The organism is Streptomyces sp. NPDC058231 (assembly GCF_042882275.1).
In the GTDB taxonomy this organism is placed as follows: domain Bacteria; phylum Actinomycetota; class Actinomycetes; order Streptomycetales; family Streptomycetaceae; genus Streptomyces.
Genome location: NZ_JBHVWN010000027.1, coordinates 1 through 17,540 on the forward strand (window position 1 = coordinate 1; position 17,540 = coordinate 17,540).

13 protein-coding genes and 4 pseudogenes are annotated in these 17,540 nt (G+C 68.8%); 14 read left to right on the forward strand and 3 right to left on the reverse strand.

All coding sequences use genetic code 11. The features are described 5' to 3' along the window. The first annotated feature begins 337 nt into the window (after window positions 1-337). Window positions 338-832 carry a hypothetical protein gene (locus ACFVXE_RS19450; RefSeq protein ID WP_389672492.1) on the forward strand — a complete coding sequence of 165 codons (495 nt, stop codon included), beginning with the start codon at window positions 338-340 and terminating at the stop codon, window positions 830-832. Between the two features lie 148 nt (window positions 833-980). Here ACFVXE_RS19450 and ACFVXE_RS19455 read toward each other — a convergent pair whose 3' ends face one another. Beyond that, window positions 981-1,532 carry an IS5 family transposase gene (locus tag ACFVXE_RS19455; RefSeq protein WP_389672494.1) on the reverse strand — a complete coding sequence of 184 codons (552 nt, stop codon included), beginning with the start codon at window positions 1,530-1,532 and terminating at the stop codon, window positions 981-983. After that, window positions 1,439-1,671, reverse strand: a pseudogene (locus tag ACFVXE_RS19460) (IS110 family transposase); the annotation flags it as partial. The gene ACFVXE_RS19455 and the pseudogene ACFVXE_RS19460, both read right to left, overlap by 94 nt. A gap of 693 nt (window positions 1,672-2,364) precedes the next feature. On the opposite strand from ACFVXE_RS19460, the gene ACFVXE_RS19465 reads away from it, so the two are divergent. Then, window positions 2,365-2,511 carry a hypothetical protein gene (locus ACFVXE_RS19465; RefSeq protein ID WP_389672496.1) on the forward strand — a complete coding sequence of 49 codons (147 nt, stop codon included), beginning with the start codon at window positions 2,365-2,367 and terminating at the stop codon, window positions 2,509-2,511. 173 nt (window positions 2,512-2,684) lie between these two features. On the opposite strand, the gene ACFVXE_RS19470 is transcribed toward ACFVXE_RS19465, so the two are convergent. Beyond that, window positions 2,685-3,308, reverse strand: a complete 624-nt coding sequence (locus tag ACFVXE_RS19470) for a TetR/AcrR family transcriptional regulator (RefSeq protein ID WP_389672498.1) — start codon at window positions 3,306-3,308, stop codon at window positions 2,685-2,687. Window positions 3,309-3,550: 242 nt separating this feature from the next. Between ACFVXE_RS19470 and ACFVXE_RS19475 the strand changes: the two genes are divergently transcribed. The 12 genes and pseudogenes from ACFVXE_RS19475 (at window position 3,551) to ACFVXE_RS19530 (ending at window position 17,465) form a co-directional block, all read left to right on the forward strand. Further along, window positions 3,551-4,504 (forward strand): 3-hydroxyacyl-CoA dehydrogenase, encoded by a 954-nt coding sequence (locus tag ACFVXE_RS19475; protein ID WP_389672500.1) that lies wholly within the window; start codon window positions 3,551-3,553, stop codon window positions 4,502-4,504. 157 nt (window positions 4,505-4,661) lie between these two features. After that, window positions 4,662-7,004 carry an alpha/beta fold hydrolase gene (locus tag ACFVXE_RS19480; RefSeq protein WP_389672501.1) on the forward strand — a complete coding sequence of 781 codons (2,343 nt, stop codon included), beginning with the start codon at window positions 4,662-4,664 and terminating at the stop codon, window positions 7,002-7,004. Window positions 7,005-7,101: 97 nt separating this feature from the next. Continuing rightward, window positions 7,102-8,712: a long-chain fatty acid--CoA ligase gene (locus tag ACFVXE_RS19485; protein ID WP_389672503.1), complete on the forward strand. Its 1,611-nt coding sequence runs from the start codon at window positions 7,102-7,104 to the stop codon at window positions 8,710-8,712. 52 nt (window positions 8,713-8,764) lie between these two features. Continuing rightward, window positions 8,765-10,072: a DUF1254 domain-containing protein gene (locus ACFVXE_RS19490; RefSeq protein WP_389672505.1), complete on the forward strand. Its 1,308-nt coding sequence runs from the start codon at window positions 8,765-8,767 to the stop codon at window positions 10,070-10,072. A 132-nt stretch (window positions 10,073-10,204) separates the two neighbouring features. Further along, entirely contained in the window at window positions 10,205-11,506 is a 1,302-nt protein-coding gene (locus tag ACFVXE_RS19495) for an MFS transporter (protein ID WP_389672507.1), read from the forward strand. Between the two features lie 214 nt (window positions 11,507-11,720). Beyond that, a complete protein-coding gene (locus ACFVXE_RS19500; protein WP_389672509.1) occupies window positions 11,721-12,101 on the forward strand; it encodes a PAS domain-containing protein in 381 nt (126 codons plus the stop codon). A 149-nt stretch (window positions 12,102-12,250) separates the two neighbouring features. Beyond that, window positions 12,251-13,024 (forward strand): hypothetical protein, encoded by a 774-nt coding sequence (locus ACFVXE_RS19505; protein ID WP_389672510.1) that lies wholly within the window; start codon window positions 12,251-12,253, stop codon window positions 13,022-13,024. 198 nt (window positions 13,025-13,222) lie between these two features. Further along, window positions 13,223-13,619: pseudogene (locus ACFVXE_RS19510) on the forward strand (PP2C family protein-serine/threonine phosphatase); the annotation flags it as partial. Then, window positions 13,616-14,065: pseudogene (locus ACFVXE_RS19515) on the forward strand (helix-turn-helix domain-containing protein); the annotation flags it as partial. The pseudogenes ACFVXE_RS19510 and ACFVXE_RS19515, both read left to right, overlap by 4 nt. 154 nt (window positions 14,066-14,219) lie before the next feature. Beyond that, on the forward strand, window positions 14,220-14,819 hold the full coding sequence (locus tag ACFVXE_RS19520; RefSeq protein WP_389672512.1) for a helix-turn-helix domain-containing protein: 600 nt from the start codon (window positions 14,220-14,222) through the stop codon (window positions 14,817-14,819). 219 nt (window positions 14,820-15,038) lie between these two features. Next, window positions 15,039-15,227, forward strand: a pseudogene (locus ACFVXE_RS19525) (PAS domain-containing protein); the annotation flags it as partial. A gap of 27 nt (window positions 15,228-15,254) precedes the next feature. Next, the gene (locus ACFVXE_RS19530) at window positions 15,255-17,465 is read left to right on the forward strand and encodes a SpoIIE family protein phosphatase (RefSeq protein ID WP_389672628.1); all 2,211 of its coding nucleotides are present in this window, start codon (window positions 15,255-15,257) and stop codon (window positions 17,463-17,465) included. Window positions 17,466-17,540 lie beyond the last annotated feature (75 nt).

The following is a 17,540-nucleotide window of genomic DNA, read 5'->3' on the forward strand; positions in this document are numbered from 1 at the left end:
ACCCGAGGAGGCCCTGGACTGCGCCTGCGGCCTCTACCTCGACGACCCCACGCCCTGATCAACACCCCCCACGAACTTCCGCGGAACAGCACTAGGGCCTGTTGCGAAAATACTGGTCACAGACATGCGGGGTCGGTCGTGTTGCGCTTTCATGCTCCGGCGAAACGACAGGGTGCTCCTACGGCCGACGAAACTCCGACCTGCCGCATCCGGCGGCCCGACGCGTCTGACCCTGTCGTTCGTGGTGGGGATCGGAGCGGCTGGAACGCATCGCACGCCGCCCCTGCACGTACACTGCTCGCCAGGAGCGGGGGCTCAGCTCCCAGGGGAGGGCGTCGTGCAGGCGAGCGACAACGAGCGCCACTGGATCAGCGCGTGGCATGTTCCGTTGAACGTTGCCGCCATGCACGTGAGTGGCGTTCTGCTGTTCATCAGCTTCTGCTGGATTCCAGCCGTGTCCACGGCAACCTATGGCCAAGTGTTCGGGCTGATGATCTGGATCTTGATGTTCCACGTCGCTATCCAGATTCCCACTGGCCTTCTTGCCTCCCGCTGGGCAGTCCGCGGCCAGGTAGCCAGGGCTGGCCTGGTCGCGCTGGGACTGGCCGCTGCAGCCACATGGACGTTCTATCTGTGCACGGGTCAAGAGCCAGCGACGCGCGCCTTTTGGTGGCAGACCTTGGGATGTCTCTGCGTCTCCCTGAGCAGCTACGTGTGGCTGTGCACCCTGCGCCGCTCCACTGTCGAGCGATTCGTCGAACGATTCAAATACTCTGCCCAAACACTCGCCATGTGGGCCTTGTTGCGTCCACCACGGCGCGGTCCCCACTGACCGGAAGATCGCCACGACCCGTACCACATCCGTGCCAGAACGGACGGGGCCTTAGAGGGAATCGGGGTGCACGGGGGGACGTCCCGACGGACTTCGCCCGGGCCGGGAACTCCCAGGCCACACCCATGACCGCCCATAAGAAGTCATGTCATTCGGTGAGCCTGCGGTAGCAGATGAGGGTGCAGGCGATGCTCGTGAAGGCGAGGAAGTGCTCGGCTTTGCGCTTGTGGCGTCGGTGGAGACGGCGGCAGCCGGCGAGCCAGGCCATGGTGCGTTCGACGGTCCACCGGTAGCGTCCCAGTCGCTGTGATGAGCCGAATGCCTTGCGTGCGATGCGTTGCCGGATGCCGCGCTCACGTAACCATCGCCGCAGGTGGGCAGAGTCGTATCCCTTGTCGGCGTGGAGCTTTCCGGGTTTGCGGCGCCGCGGTCCGCGGCGGGAACGGATCGGCGGTATGCCTTGCATGAGGGGGATCAGGGCCTGGCTGTCGTGCAGGTTCGCCCCCGAGATTGCGACGGAGAGGGGCAGACCGGTTCGCTCGGTGATCAGATGGATTTTCGACCCGAACTTGCCCCGGTCTACAGACATCCGATGCGGTTTATCTGTCAAGCGGCATCGGTGAGAACCGGTTCGATGGGAGTAGGGAAGGCCGCTGATTCGTCGTAGTCGGTTCGGCTGGTGAGGCAGTGATGGAGACATCCCAGGAAGCGGTTGAGGAGATTTCTCTGGGCGGCGGTGTGCCGGTCAGTGCTGCGAAAGCCCAGACGTAGCCGACGGCGGCCAGGCGCTGGTTCTTGACCCGGCGGGCCATGACCGCCACGCTCTTGCCGGACGCCCGGGGAGGAACTGGGAGTTTCCACGTGAATCACTCTCGGCTCTTCCTGAACCGAGCGACAGGTGCCTGACCGGTGAAAGCCCAGGTCAGGCACCTTTTCTCATGCCCCCTAGAAGAACCCGAGCTTCTTCGCCGAGTACGACACCAGAAGATTCTTCGTCTGCTGATGGTACAGCGGCAGCAACTTTCTGACCTGCGAATATGGCAGCTGTGGAGGCCTTGCCGGGACCGCTGGCCCGGGAATGGTCTGGATCTTGACTGATGCAGACCTTGGGACTGCGGCTCTGTTGGATTGGCCGTAGCCGCCCGCTCCGAGCTGACGGCCCCACCTGGCACAGGTCATAGCTACTGTCCAGGGGTGTGCGGCCGATCCAGGGCGGGAGCATAGTGCCAGGTCAGGGCTTCGTGGTCCGGGGGAGTCCGCACAGTCGGTGAGACCTGTGTGAGAGCACGTAGACGATGAACGCCCCGGTATGTTCGGCGAGGTTTCTGTGCGCGGCGGGCTACTGGGCGTCGCTGTCTACCGTTTCGGACCGAATCGGAGTCTCGTCCGGGGGCCCTATGTCTTGGTCAAGCCGGTCGGGTAGTCGTTCAGGGCGTCTGGAACTGTGCATCGCCCGCTCGACGTATTACGCCTGGTGCCGGCGAGCGCCGCTCATCTGTCGCAGTGACTTTGATGGCACGCCACAAGGAGGCATGGGAAAGGCAGATGTCGTGGTGTCAGGGGACGGGCTGTTCCGCTCAGATGGTTTTGCCTTTTCCGTTGTGCCGGGTGCCCCAGTTCTGGGTGATCTCGGAGACGAGGTACAGGCCGCGGCCGCCTTCGTCTTCGGCGTGTCGTAGATGTGGGGAAGTGCCGCTGGACTCGGTGACCGTGCCCGACGAGGGCATCCGGGCCGGCCCAAGGCGTGCGGGAAAGCACCTGGTCCAAGGGCCGGTCGCGGGCCTTTTCCAGGATGCCGGGCGTGAGCAGGCGGGGTCGGTCGATCCAAAGATCGTTGGGTGGATTCGAGCTGCTAATGCGACTGGCGGAACAGTCCGTCGGTCAGCATCTCGATCATGGTGTTCACGAGCTCTTCGAGTTGCGGTTCGTCGGCCCGGCCCCGATCGCGGCGCCAATGGAGTGCCAGGATGCCGTTCATGGCCGCCCACAGCGTGGTGGCCACCACCTGCGGATTCAGGCTCGGGTTGATGCTCCCGTCGGCCATTCCCTCGCGGATTGCCGCCGCGAGCTTGCCGTTCTCCTCGTCGAGGATGTCGGAAATCCTACCCAGGGCCGTCGGCTCGTTCGGCGGGTCGGCCAGGAGCCGGAACTGGTGCGGGCGCTCGGCCGCGAAGCGGGAGTACGCCTGCGCCGCCTTGAGGATTCGCTCCACGGGTGTCCCGGTGGACGCATAGGCGACGTCTACGTAGTGGCGGACCTCTTCGAGAGCGCGCTCCGCGACTGCGATCAGCAGCGCGGACCGGCCTCCGACCCGGTTGTAGATCGTCTGAACGGCGACGTCGGCTCGCTCGGCGACGGCCTCGAGCGTGAGCGCTTCCGCACCGCCCTCGAGCAGGAAATGTTCGGCTGCGTCGACGATGGCGCGGTGGGTCGCAGCTGCGCGGGCGACAGTGCGGGAAACCTTGGCCTGACTCACACCGGAGACCCTATCGCCATCCCATAGTTGGAACAACTTCCAATGTTGTTACCTCTTCCAATGTTGGATGTCCTTCCGCTATGTTGTGCCGCAATCCCGGTAGCCGCATCCGCCATTTCGGCGCGAGTGACGGTCAGCCGCGCCGGAGGCGATCGACAGCACAGCCTCCCGGCCGGCCGGGGCGCCGTTCTCCAACCGAACCCGTAGATCTCCCCCTGCACGACCCACACAGAGGAACTTCCATGTCCCAAATCGACCGTGTCACCGTGCTCGGGGCCGGTGTCCTCGGCAGCCAGATCGCCTGGCACAGCGCGTTCAAGGGCAAGACTGTGGTGGTGTACGACCTTGATGCGGAACCGCTGGGCCGCTGCCGGACCGCACACGAGCAGTACGCCTCCATCTACCTCGGCCAGCTGGGCGCCCGGCCCGAGGACATCGCCGCCACTCGAGGGCGCCTGACCTACACCAACGACCTTGGATCCGCTGTCGCCGCGGCGGATCTGGTCATCGAGGCCGTTCCGGAGATCCCGGAGGTCAAGACCGACGTCTACGAGAAGATCTCCGGGCTGCTTGCGGACCACGCCCTGGTCGTCACGAACTCCTCCACCCTGCTGCCCAGCGACTTCGCGGCGGCGACCGGGCGCCCCGAGAAGTTCTGCGCCCTGCACTTCGCCAACCTGATCTGGTCGATGAACGTGGTCGAGGTCATGGCCCACCCGGGTACCGCGGCCGACACGCTGACGCAGGTGACGGAGTACGCGATCGAGATCGGCATGGTCCCGGTCCCTGTGCAGAAGGAGCAGAACGGATATGTGCTCAACACCTGGCTCGTGCCGCTGCTCAATGCCGCGCAGACGCTGGTGACCAACGGTGTGTCGATACCCGAGGACGTCGACCGGACGTTCCTCATCGCCAATCGCGGCTGTGCCATCGGTCCGATGGGAATGGTCGACGTCATCGGGATGAAGACGGTCTTCGACGTGCTGGCCTACTGGGGCACCCGGAGCGGCGACCAGCAGATGCTGGACAACGCCGCCTACATCAAGAAGGTCTTCCTCGACGAGGGGAAGCTGGGCATGCACAGCGGCCAGGGCTACTACGCCTACCCCGACCCGGCGTACGCCAGGCCGGACTTCCTCGCGGCGCCCGACAAGTCCGCCGTACCGGGAATCGTCGAGCGCGCCACGCTGTCCTGATCGGCCACCGCTCGCTCTGACCGGCCGAAATCCAGTCGACAGACCGCCACGATTGGGAGCCTGCGGCCGTCCTGCGCCGCCTCCCACCCCACCCCACCCCACCGCGTGCGCTGCACGCTCTCAGCCGTACCCCGAATCGACACCCTCAGGGAATCCCATGCCGCACCCAAGCGTTCAAAGCCGACCGTCCGTTGAAGCCGACACCGAGCACCTGGATGTCCTGATCGTCGGCGCCGGCCTCTCCGGCATCGGGGCCGCCTGCCACCTTCGGCGCGATCACCCGAACCGCAGCTTCGCGGTGCTGGAGACACGCGAAGCGATAGGCGGTACCTGGGACCTGTTCCGCTACCCGGGTGTGCGGTCGGACTCCGACATGTTCTGCCTCGGGTACTCCTTCGCCCCGTGGACCGAGACCAAGTCCCTCGCCGACGGTACGGCCATCCGCGACTACGTGCGGCGCACCGCGCGGGAGTTCGACATAGAGGACCGCGTCCGCTACCGCCACCGGGTGGTGCAGGCCGAGTGGTCATCCGCCGATGCCCGGTGGACGGTGACCGCCGAACGCGGCGACACCGGCGAGCGGACCTCGCTGACCTGCTCGTTCCTCTTCGTGTGCAGCGGCTACTACCGCTACGACCAGGGATACACCCCCGACTTCGAGGGCGTCGAGGATTACGCGGGCCGGCTCGTGCACCCCCAGCACTGGCCCCAGGACCTCGACTACGACGGCAAGCGCGTCGTGATCATAGGCAGCGGCGCGACCGCGGTCACCCTGGTCCCGGCCATGGCCGACCGGGCCGCGAAGGTGACGATGCTGCAGCGGTCCCCCTCCTACATCCTCTCGCTGCCGTCGCGTGACCCCATCGCGAAGGGGCTCTTCCGCCTCCTGCCCACGCACACCGCCTACGCCGCCGCGCGCTGGAAGAACGTGCGCGTGAACCTCGCCGTCTACCAACTCAGCCGCAAGGCACCGAAACTGATGCGCTCGCTGCTCCAGCGAGGCGTCCGCCGGCGGCTGCCCGCAGGCTACGACATAGGCACCCACTTCAGCCCCCGCTACAACCCCTGGGACCAGCGCATGTGCCTGGTCCCGGACGGCGACCTGTTCCAGGCGATCAGCTCCGGACAGGCCGAGGTCGTCACCGACCGGATCGACCGTTTCACCCGCGACGGCATCCGGCTGGAGTCGGGCACCGAGCTGCCGGCCGACGTTGTAGTCACCGCCACCGGCCTGAACCTGCTGCTCTTCGGCGGCATGCGGCTGCTGGTCGACGGCGCGGAGGTGCAGGCCAACGAGACCGTTGCCTACAAGGGCATGATGCTCTCCGGCGTGCCCAACTTCGCCTTCACCCTCGGCTACAGCAACGCCCCGTGGACGCTGAAGATCGACCTCATTGCCCAGTACGTGAGCCGCCTGCTCTCCCACTGCGACCAGCACGGCTACCAGGTGTGCACGCCGCTCACCCCTGTCTCCCCGGAGCGCGAGCCCATCGTCGGGCTCACCTCCGGCTACCTGCAGCGCAACCTTTCCTCCTTCCCCGCTCAGGGCACCGGCGAACCGTGGCGGGCCCACCAGCACTACCTCCGTGACGTCCAACTGATGCGGGACGCACCGGTCGAGGACGCGGGCATGCACTTCCGCCGCGCCCACGAACCCGGGGCCGACATGCTCCCCGCTCCTCGGACGATCACCGTCCGAGGACGCCGCGTGCGCTACCGCGAGACCGGCCAGGGCAGCCCGATACTGCTGCTGCACGGCATCGGCCGCAGCCTCGAGGACTGGGACGAGCAGCACGACCTGCTCGCGCACCGGCACCGGGTCATCAGCGTCGACCTGGCCGGCTTCGGCGGCTCCGAGCGCCTGCCGCAGCCCATCACCCTGGAGGCCCTGGCAGGCTCCGCCGAAGACTTCCTCGATGCCCTCGGCATCGAGGAGCCCGTACGCGTCTGCGGCAACTCCCTGGGCGGGGCCGTGGCCATGCAACTGGCCGTCCAGGCGCCGAACCGCGTGCACAGCCTGGTCCTGGCCAACAGCGCCGGCTTCGGCCGCGAGGTCATCGCGGCACTGCGCGCGCTCACCGTCCGCCCCCTCGGCCGGCTGCTGCTGCGCCGCCCCAGCCGAAGCGCCGCGAGGCGCCTGGAACGAGCCGTCTTCCACAATCCTGCCTTCGCCACACCGGGCCGCGTGGAGCGCGCGCTGGAGCTGGCCGCCCGCAAGGACGGCGCGGCGGTCATGATCGAGACCGCCGGCAGCCTCGGGAACCTCCGCGGCGTACGCCCCCAGTGGCGCCGCCGGCTCCTGCCAGCCGTGGCCGACCTGCGCCTGCCCACCCTCGTGGTGTGGGGCGACCGCGACGCCGTCCTCCCGGCCACCCACCTCGAAGCGGCACGCGGCGCGCTCCCTCACGCCCGCACCCACCTCTTCCCGGCCACCGGCCACATGCCGCAGATCGAGCGCGCGAAGGAGTTCGCCGCGCTGGCGCTGAACTTCTGGGCGTAGCCGCATCCCGACATGTCGCCGCGTCCGCGGCCCCTCCCACCCGCCGGGTGCCGCCGGGCCCGAACCCGAGTCATCCTGCTCCACGAAGGAAACCCCCATGATCAATGGCCTCAGCACGGACGACTATCCACTCACCGTGACCTCGCTGGTCGAGCGTGCCGAGCGGTTCCACCCCCACCGTCCCGTCGTGTCACGACGGCCGGACACGAGCATCCACCGCACCACGCTCGGCGAGTGCAGCCGGCGCGCTCGGCAGCTGGCATCCGCACTGCGCTCGCTCGGCATCGGCGACGGCGACCGGGTCGCCACCCTGCTGTGGAACCAGAGCGAGCACCTGGAGCTCTACTTCGCCGTTCCCCCGATGGGTGCGGTGATCCACACACTCAACCCGCGGCTGCACGCCGAGGAGCTCGGCTTCATCGTCGCCGACGCCGACGACCGAGTGATCGTGGTCGACGAGTCCCTCCTCGAGGTGTTCTCGACCTTCCGTGACGCCCACGCCTTCGAGCACGTCATCGTGGTCACACACGACTGCTCCGCCCCCGAGGGCATGCTCGCCTACGAAAACCTGGTCGCCGGCGCCGAGCCGATGACCTGGCCTGTGCTCGACGAGCGCCGGGCCGCGGCGATGTGCTACACCTCCGGCACCACCGGGCGCCCCAAGGGAGTCGTCTACTCACACCGGGCCGTCGTGCTGCACTCGCTGGTCATCGCGCTGCCCGACACGCTCGCGGTGTCCGCCCGGGACGTGCTCCTCCCGGTGGTCCCGCTGTTCCACGCCAACGCGTGGGGCCTGCCGTACGCAGCCGCGCTTGCCGGGGCCGGCCTGGTGCTGCCCGGTCCCCGCCTGGACGCGGTGAGCGTGCTGGACCTGCTGGCCGACGAGCGGGTCACCGTGACCGCGGGCGTGCCCACGGTATGGATGGCCATGCTCAACGCTCTGGACGCCGAGCCGCACCGCTGGGATCTGTCCGCCCTCAGGGGCCTTGCGGTGGGCGGGGCGGCCGTTCCCCGCAGCATGCTGGAGGGGTACGACCGGCACGGCCTGACCGTCCTGCAGATGTGGGGCATGACCGAGCTCGCACCGCTCGGCACCGCATGCCGGCTGCCCCAGGCCCTCGAGCACAGCACCCCCGACGAGCAGTACGACTTCCGCAGCCGCCAGGGTGTGGCCGTTCCCCTCATGGAGATCCGGGCCCGGAACGACGACGGCGAGCTCATCCCGTGGGACGACACCGCCCTGGGCGAACTGGAGGTGCGCGGCCCCTGGGTCGCGGCGGGCTACCACAGCGGACGCGGCGCCGACAACTTCACGTCCGACGGCTGGTTCCGCACCGGTGACATCGTGCGGATCGACGAGCGCGGCTGCATCCGGATCTGCGACCGGGCCAAGGACCTGGTCAAATCCGGCGGCGAATGGATCTCCTCGGTAGACCTGGAGAACCATCTGATGGCCCATCCGTCCGTCGCCCAGGCGGCTGTGATCGCCGTGTCCGACGAGCGCTGGGGCGAACGCCCGCTCGCGGTGGTCGCCCTCCGCGACGGCGCCACGGCCGAGCCGCAGGACCTGCGCCGGCACCTGGAGCGGGACTTCGCCCGCTGGCAGGTCCCCGATCGCTTCGAATTCGTGCCCGCCATCCCCTGTACGGCCACCGGCAAGTTCAAGAAGACCCAACTCCGCGAGACCTTCGGCGACGCCGGCCGCTGAGCGGCCTCCCCGCGATCGCCACTACCACTGTGCTACCGGAAAGGAAGAGCGTGTGAGCACGTTCTCGAACGACCTGCGGCTTCTGAGCCGCGAGGCCTACCACTATCTGTATCCGCTGGTGACGATGGACGTCACCCGGCTGCAGATGATCAACGCCGAGCCGGGTACCCGCCTGGGCTTCGGCCCCCCGAACACCTTCCACCACCTGCGGGCTTTCCCGGCCGCAGAGATGCGGGCGGTGGTCCGCCCGAACTTCGACACGCTCTACTCCATCGCCTGGCTGGACCTGACCGCCGGACCGGTGGTCCTGCACACGCCCGACACCGCGGACCGCTACTACCTGCTGCAAATGCTGGACATGTGGACCGACGTCTTCGCGACACCCGGCAAGCGCACCACCGGGACCGAAGCCCGCGACTTCGTCGTCGTCGGTCCCGGGTACGCGGGCGAGCTGCCCGCGGGGCTGCCGGTCATCGCGGCCCCGACCCCGTGGGTCTGGATAGTCGGCCGTACCCAGACCAACGGGCCGGCAGACTACCCGGCCGTCCACGCCGTCCAGGCCGGGTACCGGATCACACCCCCGGCGCACTCCGCCGAGCATCGGATCGACCCGGCGCACGACACCACCACCGAGCCCCTGCACCTGGTCAACGGCATGGACGCGGTCGAGTTCTTCACCCGCGCCGCCGAAGCGCTGCGGTTCAGCCCGCCCCATGCCAGCGACTTCTCGGTCCTCGCCCGGATCGCCCACCTCGGCATCGCCCCCGGCGAGGACTTCGACCCGGGACGGTTCGACGCCGCGCAGCTCGTCGAGATCCAGGCGGGTGCGGACGACGCCCGCCGCGCGATTCTCGGTGCCCTGCCCACCCTGGGCCAGCAGGTCAACGGCTGGACGACGTTCACCGACTCCATGGGGGTCTACGGCAACAACTACTTCTTCCGCGCCGTCATCGCCGCGATCGGACTCGCCGCCAACGAGGCCGAGGACTCCGTCTACCCCATGCTGGTCGCCGACGCCGACGGCGAACCGCTGGACGGCAAGCACGACTACGTCCTCCACTTCGACGCCGACCAACTGCCGCCCGTGCACGCGTTCTGGTCGGTCACGTTGTACGACGAGGAGGGCTTCCAGGCCGCCAACGAGCTCGACCGCTTCGCGCTCGGCGACCGCGATCCGCTGGTGTTCAACGCCGACGGCTCCCTCGACATCCACGTCCAGCACACCGAACCGGAGCTGGAGCATCGGCCGAACTGGCTGCCGGCGCCGCGCGGCCCCCTCGGCATCACCATGCGCCTGTTCGTCCCGAAACCCGAGGTGCTGGACGGCCGCTGGAACCCGCCAGCGGTCCGCAGGATCTGAGCCGCGCGACGCACCGGAGCTCGAGGGCTGCACGACGCAGCCGCCGTGCAGCCCTCCTGCCCCACGCAGTCTCAGGTCTCGCGCAACGGGAAGATCCCGGCCCTCACCGACCGTCCACTCAGGGGAACAACCATGCCCGACCTCGGTATCACACACAGATCCGCCCCGGCCCTCCGCACGAACGCCCCATCGGCCGCCCGGGCCTGGGCCGTGGTGGCCATGATCACGCTGCTGATGGCCATCAACTTCGCCGAGAAGTCGGTCCTCGGACTCGCCGCTGATCCGATCATGAAGGAACTGCATCTCGACGCCTCCGAGTTCGGTCTGCTGGCCAGCAGTTTCTATCTGCTCTTCAGCCTCTCCGCGGTCCTGGTGGGCTTCCTGGCCAACCGGGTGCGCGCCAAGTGGATCCTTGGAATCCTCGCGGTGGCCTGGTCCCTGACCGCGCTTCCGGTGTTCCTCGCGGGCAGCCTGGCGATGCTGTTCGCGAGCCGGATCACGCTCGGCGCCGCCGAGGGTCCGACCGCCCCTGTCGCGGTCCATGCCGTGCACAAGTGGTTCCCGGACCGACGCCGGGCGATGCCCACCGCCGTCACCCAGGCCGGTGCAGTGCTGGGCACCGTGATCGCGGTCCCCGTGCTCAGCTGGTTCATCCTCCACCACGGCTGGCGCTCGGCGTGGCTGGTGCTGGCCGCGTCCTGCCTGGTCTGGGCGGCGGGCTGGCTCGTCGTCGGACAAGAAGGGCCGCTCACCGACGAGGCAGGCCCAGCAGCCGACGCGGCACCGGACGCTCCCCGCTATCGGCCGGTGCTGCTGAGCGGCTCCTGGCTCGGCATGCTGGTGTGCGCATTCGGCGTCTACTGGGCCGTCGCCGCCAACCTCGCGTGGGTGCCCACCTACCTGACCAAGGCCGGCGGGTACGCCCCCGCCACGGCAGGCAGACTGGCAGCCCTGCCGTCCGCGCTCGGTACGCTCGCGATGCTCGTCCTGCCGTGGCTCTCCGGTCGCTGGATGCGCCGGGGCGCCACAAGCCGGTGCGCCCGGGGCATCCCGGCCGGCCTGCTCGCGATCGTCAGCGGTTGCTGCCTCCTGGCCGTTTCAGCCGTTCCGGCCGGCCCGCTCCGGCTGGTGCTGCTGTGCCTCGCCTTCGGGCTGCCCGTCGCCGGGGTCCCCCTCATGTACCTCGTGAACGCCGAGATCTCGCCGGTCCGACTGCGCGGCGCCACCTCCGGACTGTGCGTCGGCATCGTCACCCTCGGCGGCATGTTCGCCCCCGTGGTCCTGGGCCGGCAGCTCGACGCCGCCGCCACCCCTGTCGCCGGCTATCAGGCAGGCTTCGCGCTGACCGCCGCCCTACTCGTCGTCGGCGGCATCGTCGCCGTCATCGCCGTCAACCCGGAGCGCGACGCCCGCCGGACCGGCATGCGCACATAGAAAGCGCGAGTCCGCAGCGGTGGGGGCCGGGAGCGGGGGACGACTCCCGCCCGGCCGCAGCCTTCCCACGGTCTGGCGGGGCAGTTCGGGTACCCGACTCGGCGTGACGGTCCATCGGTACGCTGCGTCGGGAAGTCTGGGTGGCGGAGGTGATCTTTGTGGCGGACGAGGACCCGATGCGCCGAATGCCGGCGGGTGGAGACGCGGGGGACTGGTGGGAGGGGCGATCTTGAACGCCTTGTTCACCCAGTCGCCGGTGGGACTGCACGTTCTGGATACGGAGCTGCGGGTCGTGCGGGTCAACACCGCCACGCGAGGCATGCGCGGCATGGCGGTCGAAGGCCTGCTCGGGCGGCATTTCGCCGAGGTCCGGGTGAGCGTCGCCAAGGTCTGGGCGAGAGAGAAGCAGGTCACCGCGCATGGCTGGATGCGGTTCCCGGGCCCCCTTGACGTATCCGCCGTGCTTCGGTCTCCACCTGCTCCCACCGGGTGCCGCTCTGCGCCATGGGTTCCTTGCACTACAGCCGATCTACGCCGCCAGGCCATGTCCCGTACATCGCGCAGTTCACTCAGGCCTAAAGCATTCATGACTTGAAGATCGTTTCTTCGCCGGTGTCGTCTCCCGTCTTTGCGCTCACCGTCGCCCCGTCGACCGGCTGCAGGACGGCCGGCATCGACGGACATGAGGCGCACCCTTGAAGTACGAACCCCTTGTCGAGTGACCTAAGAAGGGACCAACACTTCATGAAGCAACGCGATTTCGCTGCCGCCTTGACCGTGGGCGTGACCGCCCCCGCACTGCTGAGCGCGACCCCTGCGAGTGCGGCCGACCGCTCCGCCACCGGTCTGCTCCCTCACATGCGTGCCGTTCTGGCCTCGGAACTTGACGACAGGAACACGGCCGAAGTCCTGATCCCGCATGTCTACGATGTGGGCTTTGACTGGCATCCGGAGACGGCGCCGCCGGCGGAGTGCGACTTCGTCGTGGCGTACGCCTTCGGCAACCGTCCCCCGGTCGGTGGCGGCGACCCGACCAAGGTCCGCTACGAACCGGGTCCGGTGAACGAGCAACTCGCGGACACGGTCGCCAAAGTCCGTGCCCGGCGGGATGTCCCCGTCTATGCCCAGTGGGAGATAGCCCGCTTCCTGGACTCCAAGTACGGGATGTCCGACGTCACGTCGATCGAGCCGGTGATCGCGCCGGACGGCACAATCACCTATCTGAGCACCGACGGGGTCGCCGCCCAGGTTCTGGAGGCCCGCAAGAAGGCCCCGGGCGGCATAGGCACCGCCTGCGTCATCGGCTTCCGCGACCACCACAAGCGCTGCGTCCAGACCACCCGCGACCGAGGCATGAAGGCGTACGCTCCGCACGGCTTCGCCATGCCACACACGTACGACACGGAGTCGGGCCAGGCCTGGACCCGCCGCCGCGACCTCTACCTCGTACACGACATGCTGGCTCAGTGGACGGTCCTGCACGCCAAGCAGATTGCCGAGGCTTACCCGAACGGCTGACCAAGCGCTGACGGTCGCACTCGGATGCCGCCCTACGCGGCGCCCCGCAGAACCTCGAACGCTTCCCTCAGTAGCGCGGTGAAGTCGCCGACGGAGCGATGGTCCGCGTCCCCGGTGCTGTCGGAGGAGCAGGCGATCAGGGCGCCGCGGACGGCGGCGACCGCCGCGCAGGCCAACGGAGTACGGTGGGGCTTCTGTCTGGACATCGCCACGGGCCGGTTGCAATGGGTCAACGCCGGCCATCCGGCACCGCTGCTGATCCGTGACCGCGCCGTGGTGAACCGGCTGGAGAGCCCCACCACATTGCCGGTCGGCTTCGGCTGAGCAACCGACAGTCAGCGAGCGGATCCTGGAACCCGGGGACCGGTTGCTGTGCTTCACCGACGGCCTGATCGAGGAGCACCAAACCGGCGGGGAACAGTTCGGTGAGGAACGACTCATCGAGTGCACCAACCGGATCCTCCGTGACCGCACCGCGGTCAGGTCGGTGGTGCGTGGGCTCTCGCACGCCCTCAAGCAAGAACGAGGCGACGTCACCAGCGACGACGCGACCGTGTACGCGCGGGTTGCCGAGACTTGGATGTGTCGGCCATGACGGTCGGCAAGTGGCGCAAGCGGTTCGCGGAGTCACGGCTGGAGGGCCTGGCGGACACCGACCGGCCGGGGCGGCCGAAGGCCGGCCTGTCTCTGAGCGATCTTGAACGGGAACAGCTGACGCGTTGGGCCCGTCGGGCGAAGTCCTCGCAGGCATTGGCATTGCGGTCGAGGATCGTGCTGGCGTGCGCCGAAGACACGTCGAACAAGGGGGTCGCCAGCCGGCTGGGGACGTCAGTTTCCACGGTGGCCCGGTGGCGGCGTCGGTTTGTTGAGCTGCGGCTGGAAGGTCTGGCCGACGAACTGCGGCCGGGCCGGCCCCCATCGATCCTCCTCGACCGGGTCGAGGAGGTCGTCGTCACCACGCTGGAGACGTCGCCGCGTGATGCCACGCACTGGTCGCGGGCGTCGATGGCCGAGCGGACCGGCCTGTCGAAGGCGACGGTCGGACGGATCTGGCGGCAGTTCGACCTGAAGCCGCACGTCCAGGACACGTTCCACGATGCTACGACGGCCGAAGTCGCTGGAGACTGGGAAAGCATCGAGCGCACCCGAGTTGTGCTTCGCGAAGACGGAACGGCCCTCCTCGAGAGGCTCGACTTTGACCGTCGACGCCGAAGCAACCCTGTCGCACCCGCTCGGGCCGCAGACGTACGCGGCATGGCTGAGCCGGATCACTCCGTTCACGGACAAGGATCTCGACCCCGCCCGGCTCAGCGCACCGACCGGCTTCCGGATCGCACTGGGCGGCCCCGCGCAGGGTCTGGACGGCTTCCGCCGCACGCACATCGAGGCCACCCACGCCCGTCGCGTGGCCACCCTGGCAGAACCCCACGCCTCGCCGATCACCCGCTACCGGGACGTGGCCGTCGCCGCACTGGGCACCGTGGACGCCGACCAGGCCCACGCCTTCGTCACCCGGGTACTCGGACGTCTGACCGCCGACGACGAGGCCACCTACCGGGTGGCGATGACCCTGGCGCGGTACCTCGACGAGAACCGCAGCTGCACCCGGACAGCCGAACGGCTGATGATCCACCCCAACACTGTTGCCTACCGGGTCAACCAAGCCGAGCAGATCCTCGGCCGCAGCATCGACCGCGACACCCTGGACCTGCGGATGGCCCTGGTGCTGCTCCCATACTGCGCGGCCCGCCGCAGGCGTAGTGGATGGGGATACAAGCGTTCCGGGGTGGGTTGAGGTACACAGAGCCGTGACGGTGACGTGAGGTACGCGCTCCGTTCGCGTTCAGCCGCCACCACGCCCCTCACCAGCCCGTTCGTCCTGCTGGTAGGGATGGATGTGCTGGCCCAACGGCCCGTCCTTGGCGGCATCTGGTCGCCGACTTCGGTCATATTGGTCCCGTAGGCCTCGGTCACTCCAGGGCAGTGAGCGGGAGGCGCCTGAACGGAGTCGACGATGAACGCGCGAAGGGACGCTGCTGAGCGCCAAGGCGGGCCACACCCGACACGCGGCGCTTGGTTGGTGCTGGACGAGCAGGGCTTGGTGGCCGAGTGGAGTCCGGTGGCACGGGAGCTGCTCGGGTATCGGTCGGAGGAGATCGTGGGCCGGCCGGTGGCAACGCTGCTGGCCCCGGAGCAGCGGGCCTGCGGAGGTGGAACGTCTGGAGCGACTGTGGCCGCACGGCACCGGGGCGGGCACCGGCTCGATGTCTGCGCCATGGTGTCTGCGCTGCTGGACGAGGACGCGACCGTGCGCTGGTGTGTGCTTCTCGACCCCGCGGACCGAACCGAGGAGGAGATGGTCGACGCGGCGTTGCTCAGGGCGTTGCTGACCGAGTCCCCCCTCGGTGTGCAGGTCCTGGACCGGGAGCTGCGGATTGTCCGGCTGAACCTTGCCGGGCCGGGAATCCGGGGGGCGGTGGGCCAGGAGGCCAGCGGGCGCCGGGCTCGCGAGGTGGCTCCGGGCATGGTCGACGACGAGGCGGAGCGGAAGTTCCGGTCAGTGATGGAGACCGGCCGGCCGATGGCCTTCGACCACGTCGGCCGCCCGCCGGCCGACCCTGACCACGATCACACCTACGCCGTGACCCTCCTGCCCCTGAAGGACCCGGCCGGCGCCGTCCACGGGGTGGTCGTCGCCACACAGGACGTGACCGAGCGGCGACGGGCCCAGACCCGTCTGAATCTGCTGGTGAAGGCGGGCGCGCGGATCGGCACGACACTGGATGTGATGACCACGGCCGAGGAACTGGCCGAGGTCGCGGCGCCTGCCCTTGCCGACATCGCGGCGGTGGAGGTCCTCGACGACGTACTCGCGGGAGAGGCACCGCCGCCCGGTCCGGTGAGCTCTGAGGCGCTGCTGCGGCGGGCCGGCTTCCGCGCCGCCGAGGGGCTCCTCGCGCGGCCCGCCTATAGCCCGGGCGAGGTGATCCCGGGCTACCCGTCGTCCTTCACCGCGTGCCTTGCCGACCTGCGCCCCCGTCTGGTTGAGGAACTGCAGGTCGACCACGAGTGGCTGGCCCATGACCCCCGCCGCGCAGAGTTGATGCGCCGGGCCGGAGCGCACTCGATGATGGTCGTACCGCTCACCGCCCGGGGGGTGGTGCTCGGCCTGGCCAGCTTCTACCGGGTGCAGGGACCTGATCCGTTCGATGAGGACGACTTGGCCCTCGCCGCCGAACTCGGCGCCCGGGCAGCCGTATGCCTGGACAACGCGCGCCAGTACACCCGCGAGCGCAACGCCGCCCTCACCCTGCAGCGCAGCCTGCTGCCCCAGACCCTTCCCGTCCAGAGCGCCGTCGAGGTGGCCTGGCGCCATGAGTCCACCCGCGGCGGCGGGGACTGGTTCGACGTCATCCCGCTGTCCGGTGCACGCGTGGCCCTGGTGGTGGGACACCTGGTCGGGCACGGCATGCAGGCAGCAGCGGACATGGGCCGGTTGCGCACCGCCGTCAACACACTGGCCGCCCAGGACCTGGCCCCCGACGAACTGCTCGCCCAGCTCCACGACCTGGTGTCCGGCCCCACCAGCGAACACGCCCACCTGGCCGATGACGACTCCGCCGGCGCACACCTGGCGGAGGCCACTTGCGTGTACGCGGTCTACGACCCCATCTCGCGCCGCTGCGCCTTTGCCCGGGCCGGTCACCCCGCACCCGTGATCGTCCACCCCAACGGCTCGCTCGAGGTCCCCGACGTCCCAGCCGGTCCACCCCTGGGAAGCGACCACCCTCCCTACGAGACCACCGAGGTGGAACTACCGACCGGAAGCACCATCGCCCTGTCCACCCTCAACCTCGCCCAGGCCGGTAACCCACCCGAGGAGCCGACCAGCCCCTTGCGGATCCTCGGCAACCCCCACCAGACCCTCAAGGACACCTGCGACGCCGTGGTCCGAGCACACCAGGGCAGCGGCGAGGAGAGCATGGTGCTGCTGCTGGCACGCACCAAAAGCCTCGACGCCGACCAGGTGGCGACCTGGACCCTGCCCAACGACCCCGCACTCGTCACCACCGCCCGCACCCTCACCGGCCGACAGCTGGCTTATTGGAACCTGGAGGAACTGGAATTCACCACCGAACTGATCGTCAGCGAACTGCTCACCAACGCCATCCGATACGCCACCGGCCCCATCCAGCTGCGCCTGATCCGCGATCTCACCCTCATCTGCGAGGTCAGCGACGAAAGCAGTACCGCACCGCGCCTGCGCCACGCGTACGACACCGACGAAGGCGGGCGCGGCCTGTTCCTCATCGCCCAACTCACCCGACGCTGGGGCACCCGCTACGCCGCCCGAGGCAAGACCATCTGGGCCGAGCAAACCCTGCCCACGACAGAGCCCCGCGCAGAGAAGCCGGACGGTCAATCATCCGTCACCCGCTGAGGTTACCGGCGCTGGCAGGGGCGTTCGGGCGAGCGGGCAATGCCCCCGACGGGCGACGTCGGCAATGGTGCCGCT